Source organism: Acidiphilium iwatense (assembly GCF_021556475.1).
In the GTDB taxonomy this organism is placed as follows: Bacteria; Pseudomonadota; Alphaproteobacteria; order Acetobacterales; family Acetobacteraceae; genus Acidiphilium; species Acidiphilium iwatense.
Genome location: NZ_JAKGBZ010000011.1, coordinates 41034 through 53548 on the forward strand (window position 1 = coordinate 41034; position 12515 = coordinate 53548).

The window sequence follows — 12515 nt, forward strand, 5'->3', positions numbered from 1 at the left end:
TCGGCTCGACTCTGTTTTTGACGGCCTGTGCCGATTTCGAACCGTTCCAGCGAGCCGGCACCTGGCGCGAAACCGGAGCCGCGATGCGCAATGTCGCGGCTGAACTGGTCAACCCCGAAGACCTTGTCGATGGCACCAGTCGGCCGGTTCTGACCGGAGCGATCGCCGAAAGCGCGGTCGGTTCAGGAATGAAAGCCATCAAATCGACCCGTATCGGAATTGGAAATTCGACATCAGGCAATTCGATGACGGACAATTTGAGCGGGGCGGTGTCTGGGGGAATCGGCGTCGGAAGCGGTGTGCAATGAACCGGCTGGACAAATTTATGACCAGTCTTGCGGCGATTTCATCCAAACATTTGGCCATCGTGATGTTCGCCGCGCTGTCGCTCGCGGCCTGTTCCGCCCAGCCGCAACCAACACCGCACCTCGGCAGCAAGACCCTGAACGTCGCAAGGACCGCACTCGCCGGCGGCAATCCGCAAATGGCCCTCACGATTACCGGAGCCGTACTGAAATCCGATCCCGGCAATTCCGAAGCACTGATCGACCGGGGCGACGCCTATTATCTCATGAATGACTGCGCGCAGGCCGAAGCTGCTTATCAGCACGCGCTGCGCACGGCCCCGCACGCCGCAGGAGCCGAACTCGGACTTGGCCGCTGCACCCTGGCGCGCGATCCGCGCGCCGCCGCGGCCGATTTCTCACGCGCAATAGACGATGATCCGTCGAACGCCGCCACCGTCAACGATCTCGGCGTAGCGGATGCCGAAGCAAGCCGATTCGCGGCGGCGAATGCCGAATTCAAAAAAGCCTTGGCGCTCGATCCAGTGCTGGGCGCGGCTTCGGTCAATCTGGGCATGTCCCTCGCTCTCGGCGGCAATCCGGGCAAGGCCGAGACGATCCTGGGGCCGCTCGCGCGCGGACCGAGAGCGACCGCCAAAATCCGCGCGGATTATGCAACGGCACTTGCCCTCGCCGACCACTCCGCTTCCGCCCGCCGTATACTCCTCACGGATATGCCTGAAGACGAAGCACAAAGCATGGTCGCGCAACTGGCGAAACTCGGTGCCAGAATCGCCCTGCCGCCGCCAAGCTGATCCGCCGGCGAATTTACAGACCACGCAGTCTTCGCACATATTGATATCAATCATGGCCCGCGCAGGCGGGGTCGATAATCGCAGGAGGTGACGGTATGAACGAGGCTGCCGGCGAAGCTCGTGACCAAGCACCCAAGGACATCGCGCGCGCCGCTTCAGCGGCGATGTGGGCGAGCGATTCGGCAAGCCAGCGGCTTGGAATGACGATCGACGAGATCGATGCCGGTCATGCCGTGCTCAGAATGACCATCACCGAGAGCATGACCAACGGCCACGGCACCGCCCATGGCGGGTTCATTTTCGCATTGGCCGATTCCGCCTTCGCGTTCGCCTGCAACAGCCATGGCGCGCGGGCGGTCGCGTCCCATTGCGCGATCACCTATCTCCGCCCAGGCTATCTCGGCGATAAACTCGTCGCTCGGGCCCGTGAGGTTTCGCGCAGCGGCCGCAACGGCATCTATGATGTTTCGGTCAGTGTGGGCGAGCATGTGATCGCCGAGTTTCGTGGCCATTCGCGCACCATTGGCGGCTCCTGGATCGAAACGGGAAACGCTTCATGACCACCGCATTCGACCCTGACGAATTGGCCTCGCGCGATGAAATCATCGCCCTCCAGACCGAGCGCCTCGCGGCGGCATTGCGTCACGCCTATGAGCATGTTCCGCATTATCGCGCTTCATTCGACGCGCTCGGAGTTAATCCCTCGGATTTCCGGCGGCTGGACGATCTTGCGCGCTTTCCCTTCACGGTGAAGGACGATCTCCGGCGCAATTATCCGTTCGGCCTGTTCGCGGTGCCGCGCAACCGCGTCCTTCGCCTTCACGCGTCCTCGGGTACCACCGGCAAACCGATCGTCGTCGGCTACACCAGAGCCGATCTCGATATCTGGGCCGACCTGATGGCGCGCTCGATCCGCGCCGCCGGCGGGCGACCGGGAATGATGGTCCATGTCGCCTATGGCTACGGCCTTTTCACCGGCGGGCTCGGCGCCCATGCCGGCGTGGAGCGACTCGGTTGCACGGCGGTGCCGGTTTCGGGCGGGATGACCGAACGGCAGGTGCAGCTCATCCTCGATTTTGCCCCCGACATCATCATGGTCACGCCAAGCTACATGCTCGCAATCCTCGATGAATTCGTCCGCCAGGGGTGCGATCCCCGCAAAACCGCGCTTAAATTCGGCATTTTCGGCGCCGAACCCTGGACCAATGCGATGCGCGGCGAAATCGAAACCGCTTTCGGTATCCAGGCGACCGATATTTACGGGTTGTCCGAACTGATGGGGCCGGGGGTTGCGCAGGAATGCGTGGAAACCAAGGACGGGCTCCATATCTGGGAAGATCATTTCTATCCCGAGATCATCGACCCGACGACCGGCGCCGTGCTTCCCGACGGCGAGACGGGCGAGTTGGTGCTGACCTCCCTTACGAAGGAGGCGCTGCCGATCATCCGCTACCGCACCCGCGATCTCACCCGGCTGCTGCCCGGCAGCGCGCGGCCCGGCATGAGGCGGATGGAGAAAATCACCGGCCGCGCCGACGACATGATCATCCTCCGCGGCGTCAACCTGTTCCCGACCCAGATCGAGGAGCTGATCCTGGCCAGCGACTGGGGTGCCGGGCATTTCACAATCGAGCTGACCCGTCCGGCCCGGCTCGACGAGATGACCGTGCATGCCGAAGCACGACCCGATTACTGGGACGGTGCCGGTCTCACGGACGAGGCTGCGCGTCTTGCCCTCCGGGTGAAGGACGTGATCGGCGTGACCGCGCGCGTGGTGATCGAACCGCCGGGGACGATCGAACGCTCGGTGGGCAAGGCGCGGCGGGTGCGCGACCTGCGCCCTCGAAACTAAACCAACCGGCTCGAAACCTCGCGTCCCGCGAGCACCGCGTCGATCCCGTCGAGCGCGAGCATCCCCATCGCCGTTCGGGTCTCCTGCGTGGCGCTGCCAAGATGCGGGAGCAGAACGACGTTCTCCAGATCGAGATACCCCGCCGGAACGGCGGGCTCGGCCGGAAACACGTCGAGTCCCGCCGCCGCGATATGCCCCGATTTCAGCGCGGCGATCAGCGCATCGTCGTCGATCGTCGTGCCGCGCCCGGTATTCACCACGATCGCGCCGGGCTTCAGCCGGGCGATGCGTTCGGCGTTCAGCCAATGCCGCGTCGCCACCCCGCCGGGTAAATGGATCGACAGCACGTCGCACGCGGCAAGGAACCTGTCCTCGCCTGCGTGAAAAAGTGCGCCCTGCTCCTGATCCGGGTGCAGCCTGTTGCGGTTGTGGTAGAGCACCTGCATTGACAATCCGCGCGCCATGCCCGCCAGCGTCCGGCCGATCCGCCCCATGCCCAGGATGCCGAGCGCCTTGCCCTCAAGGGTGGTGCCGAGCATGAAATTGGGTTTCCATCCCGGCCAGGCGCGGGCGCGGACCACGCGCTCGCCCTCGCCGGCCCGGCGCGCGGCCATCAGCATCAGGGTCAGCGCGATTTCGGCGGTGGCGAAGGACAGCACATCCGGCGTGTTCACCACCGCGAAGCCGCGCGCCCGAGCGGCTTCGAGATCGATATGATCGGTGCCGACCGAAAACGTGCCGATCACCCTCACGCTCGCCGGCAGGCGCGCGATCAAGCCCGCGTCGATCCGATCCGCCGGCGTGACCAAAGCCGCCGCAGCGCCGTCGAGCGCCGCGAGGAAAATCTCGGGCTCGAACGCCGCCTCGAAATCGAGAAACCGCGTGTCGTGATCGGCGGCGGCGCGTGCGGCGACCGGCTCGGGCAACATACGCGTGACGACGAGACGATGGGTCATGGAATCCCTTTCAGCGACGTTAGAGCATCCTTGGTGTCGAAATCGCGCAGCACCGCATCATCGTCCATCTCGACCTCGACGATCTCGTCCATGTGCCGCGCGAGAATTTGCCGCGCGCCGGCATCGCCGCCGAGTGCTACGATTTCAGCGAAAAACCGCCGGTCCCATAGAACCGGGTTGCCGCGCCGACCGCGATGGGTGGGAATGACGATGGCGCGCCCTTCGTCCGGGTCGTAGGCGGCAATCAGCCGATCGAGTGTCGCCGCATCGACCAGCGGCATATCGCCGAGACAGATCAGCGCCGCGGCGACCTGTTCTGGCAGCGCCGCGATTCCTGCCTTCAGGCTTTCGGCCATGCCCTCGGCGAAGCGGAGTGCGTGGACGAAGCGCATCTTGCGCCCGGCAAGCGCGGCGCGGATCAAATCCGCCTGATGCCCGGTCACCACGATCACCGGATCGGCGCGCGAGGCGAGCACGTGATCGGCGGCCGCGGCAACCAGAGCGCGCCCGTCCGGCAGCGCGGTCAGCAGCTTGTTGGCAGGCGCCGCGCGAGAGGAGCGCCCGGCGGCCAGAACGATCGCGGCAATGAATGGTGCTGCTTTCGGTGCGGTTCGGGGAATCCGCGGCGCCGGACGGGGCGTAAAATCCTTGAGCAACCCGCCGATGCCCATACTTGCGATGGTTGCATTGTCGATCGCCTCACCGGCGAATATCCGATCGAGCACGAAATCGATGCCGTTCTGCTTCGGGCTGCGCGCGCAGCCGGGCAATACGATGGCAGGCACACCGCCGATCCTGCCGAAACACAATAGATTGCCCGGATCGACGGGCATGCCGAATCGCTCGATCGTCCCACCCGAAGCGACGATGGCGGCGGGCGCGACATCGGCACGGTCGGTCACCGCCGACGCGCCGGCGATCAGCAGCAATTCGGCACCGGAGGCGCGCAATCGGGCGATCGCGCCGGCGATCGGTGCGGTTTCGTGCGACGTCTCGATCGGGTCGAGCATCGTTCCGCCGCGCGCAGTCACCCGCCGGCGTGTCGCCTCGATGGTGTTGCGGATCGCCGCGTCCTTGAGATGCGGCAGGCGGGACAGCACCAGCCCGACCACCATGGACCGGAACGGCGCTACCGCGAGCAAGGTTTCGCCCGCAAGCAACGCCTCGGCACGGTCCATCACGGCGCCAGGCACCGCGAAGGGAATGATTTTCAGCGTTGCCAGCATGTCGCCCGGCGCAACCGGCATCGAATCGGCCAAGGTGCCGAGGGTGATCGCTTCGTCGAGCGTGTTCAACGCCGTGATCCCAGCCGGATCGAGGTGCAACAGTCCCGAAGACCGGGCGAATACATTGACCCGCCCATGCACCGGAGCGGCGACTCGCAGGCCGGGACCGGAAAGATACGCGCCAAGGCGCCGCGCCGCCTCCGCCTCCGGCACATCGCCCGGTTCCAGCCGCGCCACGGTGATGTCGCTATGCCCGGCGGCGCGCAAAGCGGCGATCGAGGCGGCATCGAGCATAGCGCCTTTCGGGATCAGCCGGTCGGTGGTTTTCAGGCTATGTGCGAGAATGGCGCCCGCCAGATCATCGCCCAATCGCGCGGGGCCGAAGATCACGCAGTTGCCCCAAGCCTGCCACGCCGTGCCGCGACCATCTGGGCGATAATCGACAGTGCGATTTCCGGGGCGGTAACCGCCCCGATATCGAGCCCGACCGGAGCCCGGATGCGCGCCAGTGCCATCTCGGCGAAACCGGCGTCACGCAGACGGCCAAGCCGTTTCGCATGGGTCTGCCGCGAACCGAGCGCCCCGATGTAGAACGCGTCCGAAGCAAGCGCGCGAATCAGCGCCGGATCGTCGAGCTTCGGGTCGTGGGTCAGGGTGACGATCGCGGTGCGGCGGTCGGGCACCAGGACGTCGAGCGCTTCATCCGGCCAGTCGGTGCGCGTCGCAACCCCCGGAAACCGGTCGGCGGAGGCGAAGGAGCGGCGGGGATCGATCACCGTGACAGCGAATCCCATCGATACCGCCAAGGGGGCGAGGCTCTGCGCGATATGCACCGCGCCGACGATGATCGCGCGCGGCGCCGGATTGCGCGATTCGATGAACCAGGCTTCGCCGCCGATCTGCACGGTTCCGGTGCGATCCTCCGCCAGCATCGACGCGGCCTCGGCCGCGAGGCCGGCGGGCGCTGCTGGATCGGGCAGAATATAAGCCGCGCCATCGGGCAGGCGCGTGGCAAAAGCGACCGGACGGCGTGCTTCCGTCGCTTCGCGCAACGCGGCGAGCTGTGCGGCATTCATGAAAGTTTTTCGACGAATACGGAAACCTTGCCGCCGCAAGCCAACCCGACCTCCCATGCGCGCTCATCGGTGACGCCGAAATCGAGCAGTTGCGGCATCCCCGTCTCGATGCTGCGCTGCGCGGCCTCGGCCACGGCGCCCTCGATACAGCCGCCGGAGACCGAACCGGCCATGCGTCCCGATCGTGTCACCGCCATCCGGCTGCCGGCGGGACGCGGCGAACTGCCCCAGGTGCCGGTTACGGTCGCGATTGCGACATCCTCGCCCGCTTCGAGCCAATTCGCGGCGACACGCAGGATATCCTCGGCATCGGCACCATGATCGTTCATCGGTTTTCTCCCATTCCAAGCCGCCCCCATCGCGCCGCGGCCTGGCCGCGCGGCGGAACAGCGCCCGACAATGCCCCGATCAGCGCGCGCAGGCTGGCCAGATTATGCACCGGGCGAAACTCGTCCACATGCGGCAGCATCGCCTTCACCCCCTGGGATTTCGGTTCGAAGCCCGAATAGCGCAAGAGCGGATTGAGCCAGATCAGGCGGCGCGCGGAGCGGTGCAGCCGCGCCATGTTGTCGGCAAGCCCCATGGCGCCGTCGCGATCCAGCCCGTCGGTTACCAGAAGCACCACGGCCCCCTGCGCCAGAATCCGCCGCGCCCAGAGCCGGTTGAAATCTGCCAAGGCCTCGCCGATTCGCGTTCCGCCCGACCAGTCGGGCACAATGCCGGCAACCTGCGTGAACGCCTCCTCCGGATCGCGCCGGGCGAGCTGACGGGTGATATTGGTCAGCCTTGTGCCGAACAGGAACACCGTGACCCGGCCGCGATCATTGACGACCGCATGAAGGAAATGCAGCAATATCCGGGTATAACGCGCCATTGAGCCGGAAATGTCGCATAGCACCACCAGAGGCGGCGGGCGGGTGAGCGGCACGCGGCGCGCGATGTCGAATATCTCGCCGGCGCTGCGCAGGGAATCGCGCATCGTGCGCTTGAGATCGATTCTGCTGCCGCGCGCGGCGGCGCGAGTGCGGCGGGTGCGGCGTTCGTCGAGCGGCAAGGTCAGCCGGGCGATCTCCACCTTGGCTTCAGCAATTTCATCCGCACTCATCGCCTCGAAATCGAGCGTCTCCAACCGTTCCTGGCCCGACGCGGTGAGCACGGCGTCGATCTCCTGCCGGTCGTCCGGCATGGGCGGCCGCTCGCGCGATTTTGCCGCCGCCATTGCCTCGGCCAGCCGTCGCGCCCCCGGCGGCACGCGCTCCTCGCCCGGCGCGCGTCCCTCCATCGCAGCAAGGATTTCGGCGAATTTCGCGGCATCGGGATTGCGCCAGAATACCGAAAACGCCTGATCGAACAGGATTTCGTGCTCGTGGCGCCGCAGCATCACCGTGCGCAGGGCGGCGCGAAACACCACCCGGTCGGTGATGTCCACATGAGTCAGCGCCTCGGTCGCGGCGACCACCTCGCCCGGCCCTACCGGCAGGCCGGCCCGGCGCAACAGCCGTGCGAAATGCATCACATTCGCTGCGAGCGCTCCGGTTTCACGGGTCGCGGTCATGCCGCGCGGATCGCCTCCTCGGTCAGTTTCGCCGCCGCTTCGCCGCGGAGTTTCGCGATGTCGTCCTGATATTTCAGCAGCACGCCCAGCGTGTCGTCCACGGCGCGGGGGTTGAGTTCGGATTCGTCCAGCGCCGCGAGTGCTGCGGCCCAGTCGATCGTTTCGGCCACGCCCGGCAGCTTGAAAATGTCCATGGTGCGGATGCGCTGGACGAAGGTGACGACCTGTGCGGAGAGTTTTTCCGGCACGCCGCGCGCGCGGACAGCGAGAATCGCGCGTTCCCGTGCGGCGTCCGGGTAATCGACCCAATGATACAGGCAGCGCCGGCGGATCGCATCGTGAACCTCGCGCGTGCGGTTGGACGTAATCACCACCACTGGCCTGGTCGCCGCGCGCACCGTGCCGAGTTCGGGAATGGTGATCTGAAAATCACCCAGAAGTTCCAGCAGAAATGCCTCGAACGGCTCGTCGGCGCGGTCAAGCTCGTCGATCAGCAAGACGGCGGAGGGCAGATCGGGGTCGATTGCCGACAGCAGCGGCCGGGCGAGCAGGAATTCGCGCGCATAGAGGTTCTGGCGCAGCGTCGCGCGCGATCCGCCGGTCTCGGCAAGGCGGATTTCGAGAAGCTGACGTGCATGGTCCCATTCGTAGGCGGCGGCGGCGAGATCGAGTCCGTCATAGCATTGCAGGCGGACCAAGCGCCGATCGAGCTGCTTGGCCAGAACCTTGGCGATCTCGGTTTTGCCGGTGCCCGGTTCGCCTTCGAGAAACAAGGGGCGTTCCATCGCGAGGGCGAGATGGACGCTGGTGGCCAATGCCCGGTCGGCGATGTAGTCTCCTCCGGCGAGCAGCGCGGCCGTTTCTGCGACCGAAGCGGGCAAGGGCCGTGGCGTCATCCGATGAACTTCGCGATCACGATCGCGACGACGACAATGGAGATGACCAGCGGAATCCAGATGCCGATGGGCAGGCCGGCGATCACCGGGTTGCTCCGGTCGGCCTCGTGCGCGCCATGGGCATGGACCGGCGCCGGGGCGTGGCCATGATCGGCCGCCGGCACGGGCTCGGGCACGTTCTGCGCAACGGTCGGCGCGACCTGCTCGACGAAGCGGGTGAAAAACGTCTCGGCATAGGATTTTGCCACCGAATCGATCAGTCTTGCGCCGAGCTGCGCCATCTTGCCGCCGATCTGCGCGTTGACCTGATAGTGCAGCCTGGTGGCGCCCTGCTCGTCGTCGAGCTTGACCTGCGCGCCACCCTTGGCGAAACCGGCAACGCCGCCCTGCCCTTCCCCGGAAATCGTGTATGAATTCGGCGGGTCCAGATCGCCGAGCGTCACCCGCCCGTTGAACCGGGAGGAGATCGGGCCGATCTTAGCGTTCACCACGGCTTTCATCTCGGTATCGGACAGTTTTTCAATGCTCTCGCATCCCGGAATACAGGCTTGGAGGATCTCGGGGTCGTTCAATGCGACCCAGACCGTCTCGCGCGGCGCCGCGATCAGCCGTTCTCCCGACATATCCATCTGGCATAGTCTCCTTCACGTCTCGATTTTGTTGCGGATGACCTTAGTTTGAGGCTGCCCCGCGCGCAAATTGCCCTCCCACGCGAAAAACCAAATCGCGCGGCGGTCCCGGCATGACAAGCCTTGTCGCGGACGCGCCTGCCATGCTGCCCTTTTTCGGGACACTTCTCAGTTTCGCGCTCCTGCCCGGTGCCGCGCCGCGCTTCTGGCACCGGAACATGGCGCGGATCACTTTGTCCTGGGTGGTGCTCGGCGCGGTTCTCGGCAGCTTCCGTCAGGGTCCGGCAGCCGCACTCGCGGAGGTTTGGCAAGCGGGGATCGTCGATTTTCTGCCGTTCATCGCGGTGCTGATGGCGCTCTACACGCTGGGCGGCGGCGTCCTGATCGCCGGCGGACCATGGGGACGACCGGCGGGCAACGCGCTGCTGCTTGGCGGCGGCACGATTCTGGCCGGGCTGATGGGCACGATCGGGGCTGGGCTTTTACTGATCCACCCGCTGCTGGCCGCGAACGGCGCGCGGGCCGAACGGCGGCATCTGGTGTTCGCCTTCATCATTCTGGTCGCGAATGCCGGCGGTGCGCTAAGCCCGCTGGGCGACCCGCCGCTGCTGATCGGCTTTCTGCGCGGTGTGCCGTTTTTCTGGCCGACCCTGCATCTTGCCTTGCCGATGCTGGTCGTCGCGATTCCGGTGCTGGCTGCGACCTACGCGCTGGACCGGCGGCTCGCTTCACGCGAACCGGAGCCGAAGCCGCAGCCCTTGCGAATCCGCGGCGGCCTGAACATCGTGATGCTGGTGGTCTTCGCCGCGGCGATCACCGCATCCGGCCTGATGCAGGGCCCCGACATCGCGATCGGACCGGCCCACCTGCCGGCAGCGCAAGCGGCGCTGACCATGCTTGCCGCCCTCATCATTGCGATTTCGGAAATCCGTACGCCGCCCGCGATCAGGGCCCGCAACCGCTTCGCCTGGGCGCCGATGCGCGAAATCGCCATCCTGTTCTTCGCGATTTTCGTGACGATCGGGCCGGTGCTGCATCTTCTGACGACGATACCGCTCACGCGGTCGCCGCCCTTGTGGTTCTGGCTGTCCGGCCTGTGCTCCGCGTTTCTCGACAGCGCGCCCACCTATCTGATGTTCTTCCAGGCGGCGGGCGGCGATGCCGCGCATCTGATCACCCCACCGGCGCGGCTGCTCACCGCGATCTCGTCCGGATCGGTGCTGTTCGGCGCGATCACCTATCTCGGCAACGCGCCCAACCTGATGATCCGAGCGATCACCGCCCACAGGGGCGTGCGGATGCCGGGTTTCCTCACCTATATGCTGGCGGCGGGCGCGGTGCTGCTGCCGATTTTCGTACTCGAAACCTTTCTGTTCTTCAGCTGACGGAGCGGCGCGATTATGGCTTTTCCACCGGACGGCGAATCATGTCGTTCTTCATCATCAGCGCCAGCACCACCCCTTTGACCGGGCGCTGGAGCAGAAGCTGCAGCACGATCGCCAGCGGAATGAACACGATCAACGATGTGGCATAGCTCAGCGCGCCGTTCCGGTCCGCGATCATCAGCCCGCCGCCGATAATGCCAAGACCGATCACGATCGTGAGATAGGGCGGCAGCGTGTCGCACGGAACCTGCCCCAAGGGCGCATCGCAGCGCGGGCAACGGGCGCGAATCGTGAACCATCCCGCAAATGCCGAAGCCTGCCCACAGGACGGACAGCGCATGGCAAGCCCCCGTGCCAGCGCGGCACTCCAGCCCGGCATGGCAAAAACGCGACTTTGTTGCGTTGTCCGTCTGGTCCAGCGATGCGGTGGCTGTTCGGGCATTCCGGTCTCCTGATAGCGCTCCTACGCCGCGAGTTTTTCCTCCCCCTCGAGTGCCGCCTCGATTTCCTCCAGGCTGCGACCCTTGGTTTCCGGCACCAGGAACCAGGTGAAAACGATCGTCGCCAGGGTCATCGCAGCATAGATCAGGAAGGTCGGACCGCGCCCGAACCCATGAACCAGATCAAGAAAGGTGATCGAGACCAGCATGTTGAAGGTCCAGTTCGAGATGGTCGCGAGCGACATGCCGCGCCCGCGCACTGCGAGCGGAAAAATCTCGGCGATCAGCAGCCAGAATACCGGGCCCAGCCCGATCGCGAAGAACGCCACATAGGCGGCGACCGACAGCACCGTGACGAGCGCCAGGCTCCCGTGCAGCCCGATCATGAAACTGACCGAGAGGATAACCAGCGTCACCAGCATCCCGGCAAGTCCCCAGAGCAGGAGCTTGCGGCGCCCGGCCACGTCGAGCAGGCGCATTGCTACCAAGGTCATTACCACATTGACCACGCCAACGCCGGCGGTCGCTAAAATCGAGACGGAGGCCGACGGCAGACCAGCCTTCAGAAAAATGGTCGGCGCGAAATAGATCACCGTATTGATGCCGGTGACCTGCTGGAAGATCGCGAGCCCGATGCCGACGATCAGCGGCCGGCGCGCGCGCTTTTCAAACAGAACCGACCATGGTGCCGTCGCTCGATCCTCGCGTGCGATATCCTGGCGCAGCGCGCTCAACTCATCCGTCACGTCTTCGCGGCCGCGCAGAAAAATTAGCGCCCGGCGCGCGGCGTCCTCGCGTCTCTTGCCGGCAAGCCAGCGCGGACTTTCAGGCAAAGTGAGCATGCCCGCAAACAGCACGACGCCTGGCACCGCACCAAGGCCGAGCATCCAGCGCCAGCCATTGCCGCCATGCGAGAGCAGGAAGCCGACGCCATAGGACACCACGATGCCGAGGGTGATATAGAACTGGTTGATGGTGACGATGGCGCCGCGCTTCTCGGGCGGCGAAATCTCCGACAGATACATCGGCGTGAGCATCGAGGCGACGCCGATCGCGGCACCCACCAGCACCCGCCCGAGGAGCAGGATCGCAACACTCCAGGCCACCGCCGAAACCAGCGCGCCGACAATGAAAATCAGTGCCGTGATCAATAAAATGATGCGCCGCCCAAACGAATCGGACAGGCTGCCGGCAAATGCCGCGCCCACCGCCGCCGCCGCCAGGGCAATCGCGACGACGACGCCCTGCATGGTCGGACCGAGATGGAAAACATGACGGATGAACAACAAGGCGCCGGAAATCACGCCGGTATCGTAGCCGAACAGCAAGCCGCCGAGTCCGGCGATGACCGCGATCAACGTGAACTGCATCGCATCCTCCGATCCGTCCGTCGGCGGACGG

General features: G+C 65.5%; 14 protein-coding genes. 5 read left to right on the forward strand and 9 right to left on the reverse strand.

Annotation, left to right across the window (positions count from 1 at the left end; all coding sequences use genetic code 11):
- The first annotated feature begins 83 nt into the window (after positions 1–83).
- The 4 genes from L2A60_RS07590 to paaK all read left to right on the forward strand — a co-directional run bounded on the left by L2A60_RS07590 (position 84) and on the right by paaK (position 2951).
- A complete protein-coding gene (locus tag L2A60_RS07590; RefSeq protein WP_235703772.1) occupies positions 84–308 on the forward strand; it encodes a hypothetical protein in 225 nt (74 codons plus the stop codon).
- Positions 309–325: 17 nt separating this feature from the next.
- Positions 326–1099, forward strand: coding sequence for a tetratricopeptide repeat protein (locus tag L2A60_RS07595; RefSeq protein ID WP_235703773.1), 774 nt, complete (start codon positions 326–328; stop codon positions 1097–1099).
- 95 nt (positions 1100–1194) lie between these two features.
- Complete coding sequence (gene paaI / locus L2A60_RS07600) at positions 1195–1659, forward strand: hydroxyphenylacetyl-CoA thioesterase PaaI (protein ID WP_235703774.1); 465 nt, start codon at positions 1195–1197, stop codon at positions 1657–1659.
- Positions 1656–2951, forward strand: coding sequence for a phenylacetate--CoA ligase PaaK (gene paaK, locus L2A60_RS07605; RefSeq protein WP_235703775.1), 1296 nt, complete (start codon positions 1656–1658; stop codon positions 2949–2951). Before paaI ends, paaK begins: the two co-directional genes overlap by 4 nt.
- On the opposite strand, the gene L2A60_RS07610 is transcribed toward paaK, so the two are convergent.
- Genes L2A60_RS07610 through L2A60_RS07640 form a run of 7 tightly spaced genes read right to left on the reverse strand, consistent with a single transcriptional unit; the run spans position 2948 to position 9289 of the window.
- A complete protein-coding gene (locus tag L2A60_RS07610) occupies positions 2948–3907 on the reverse strand; it encodes a 2-hydroxyacid dehydrogenase (protein WP_235703776.1) in 960 nt (319 codons plus the stop codon). The two genes, paaK and L2A60_RS07610, sit on opposite strands and share 4 nt — an antisense overlap.
- Entirely contained in the window at positions 3904–5523 is a 1620-nt protein-coding gene (locus tag L2A60_RS07615) for an NTP transferase domain-containing protein (RefSeq protein WP_235703777.1), read from the reverse strand. The genes L2A60_RS07610 and L2A60_RS07615 overlap by 4 nt, the downstream gene beginning before the upstream one ends.
- On the reverse strand, positions 5520–6209 hold the full coding sequence (locus tag L2A60_RS07620; RefSeq protein ID WP_235703778.1) for an XdhC family protein: 690 nt from the start codon (positions 6207–6209) through the stop codon (positions 5520–5522). Before L2A60_RS07620 ends, L2A60_RS07615 begins: the two co-directional genes overlap by 4 nt.
- A complete protein-coding gene (locus L2A60_RS07625) occupies positions 6206–6538 on the reverse strand; it encodes an XdhC family protein (protein WP_235703779.1) in 333 nt (110 codons plus the stop codon). The genes L2A60_RS07620 and L2A60_RS07625 overlap by 4 nt, the downstream gene beginning before the upstream one ends.
- Complete coding sequence (locus L2A60_RS07630) at positions 6535–7764, reverse strand: vWA domain-containing protein (RefSeq protein ID WP_235703780.1); 1230 nt, start codon at positions 7762–7764, stop codon at positions 6535–6537. Before L2A60_RS07630 ends, L2A60_RS07625 begins: the two co-directional genes overlap by 4 nt.
- A complete protein-coding gene (locus tag L2A60_RS07635; RefSeq protein WP_235703781.1) occupies positions 7761–8660 on the reverse strand; it encodes an AAA family ATPase in 900 nt (299 codons plus the stop codon). Before L2A60_RS07635 ends, L2A60_RS07630 begins: the two co-directional genes overlap by 4 nt.
- Positions 8657–9289, reverse strand: a complete 633-nt coding sequence (locus tag L2A60_RS07640) for an SRPBCC family protein (RefSeq protein WP_235703782.1) — start codon at positions 9287–9289, stop codon at positions 8657–8659. Before L2A60_RS07640 ends, L2A60_RS07635 begins: the two co-directional genes overlap by 4 nt.
- A 113-nt stretch (positions 9290–9402) precedes the next feature.
- On the opposite strand from L2A60_RS07640, the gene L2A60_RS07645 reads away from it, so the two are divergent.
- Positions 9403–10674 carry a sodium:proton antiporter gene (locus L2A60_RS07645; protein WP_235703783.1) on the forward strand — a complete coding sequence of 424 codons (1272 nt, stop codon included), beginning with the start codon at positions 9403–9405 and terminating at the stop codon, positions 10672–10674.
- Between the two features lie 13 nt (positions 10675–10687).
- On the opposite strand, the gene L2A60_RS07650 is transcribed toward L2A60_RS07645, so the two are convergent.
- Together L2A60_RS07650 and L2A60_RS07655 are read right to left on the reverse strand one after the other, a co-directional pair.
- The gene (locus L2A60_RS07650; RefSeq protein ID WP_235703784.1) at positions 10688–11116 is read right to left on the reverse strand and encodes a DUF983 domain-containing protein; all 429 of its coding nucleotides are present in this window, start codon (positions 11114–11116) and stop codon (positions 10688–10690) included.
- Positions 11117–11137: 21 nt separating this feature from the next.
- Positions 11138–12484 carry a sugar porter family MFS transporter gene (locus tag L2A60_RS07655; protein ID WP_235703785.1) on the reverse strand — a complete coding sequence of 449 codons (1347 nt, stop codon included), beginning with the start codon at positions 12482–12484 and terminating at the stop codon, positions 11138–11140.
- Positions 12485–12515: the final 31 nt, after the last annotated feature.

What these genes read in the sequence shown, in the direction of transcription:
- L2A60_RS07590 (WP_235703772.1), top strand. Translation starts at nt 84, where the DNA reads ATGCGCAATGTCGCGGCTGAACTGGTCAACCCCGAAGACCTTGTCGAT.
- L2A60_RS07595 (WP_235703773.1), top strand. Translation starts at nt 326, where the DNA reads ATGACCAGTCTTGCGGCGATTTCATCCAAACATTTGGCCATCGTGATG.
- paaI (WP_235703774.1), top strand. Translation starts at nt 1,195, where the DNA reads ATGAACGAGGCTGCCGGCGAAGCTCGTGACCAAGCACCCAAGGACATC.
- paaK (WP_235703775.1), top strand. Translation starts at nt 1,656, where the DNA reads ATGACCACCGCATTCGACCCTGACGAATTGGCCTCGCGCGATGAAATC.
- L2A60_RS07610 (WP_235703776.1), bottom strand. Translation starts at nt 3,907, where the DNA reads ATGACCCATCGTCTCGTCGTCACGCGTATGTTGCCCGAGCCGGTCGCC.
- L2A60_RS07620 (WP_235703778.1), bottom strand. Translation starts at nt 6,209, where the DNA reads ATGAATGCCGCACAGCTCGCCGCGTTGCGCGAAGCGACGGAAGCACGC.
- L2A60_RS07625 (WP_235703779.1), bottom strand. Translation starts at nt 6,538, where the DNA reads ATGAACGATCATGGTGCCGATGCCGAGGATATCCTGCGTGTCGCCGCG.
- L2A60_RS07630 (WP_235703780.1), bottom strand. Translation starts at nt 7,764, where the DNA reads ATGACCGCGACCCGTGAAACCGGAGCGCTCGCAGCGAATGTGATGCAT.
- L2A60_RS07635 (WP_235703781.1), bottom strand. Translation starts at nt 8,660, where the DNA reads ATGACGCCACGGCCCTTGCCCGCTTCGGTCGCAGAAACGGCCGCGCTG.
- L2A60_RS07640 (WP_235703782.1), bottom strand. Translation starts at nt 9,289, where the DNA reads ATGGATATGTCGGGAGAACGGCTGATCGCGGCGCCGCGCGAGACGGTC.
- L2A60_RS07645 (WP_235703783.1), top strand. Translation starts at nt 9,403, where the DNA reads ATGACAAGCCTTGTCGCGGACGCGCCTGCCATGCTGCCCTTTTTCGGG.
- L2A60_RS07650 (WP_235703784.1), bottom strand. Translation starts at nt 11,116, where the DNA reads ATGCCCGAACAGCCACCGCATCGCTGGACCAGACGGACAACGCAACAA.
- L2A60_RS07655 (WP_235703785.1), bottom strand. Translation starts at nt 12,484, where the DNA reads ATGCAGTTCACGTTGATCGCGGTCATCGCCGGACTCGGCGGCTTGCTG.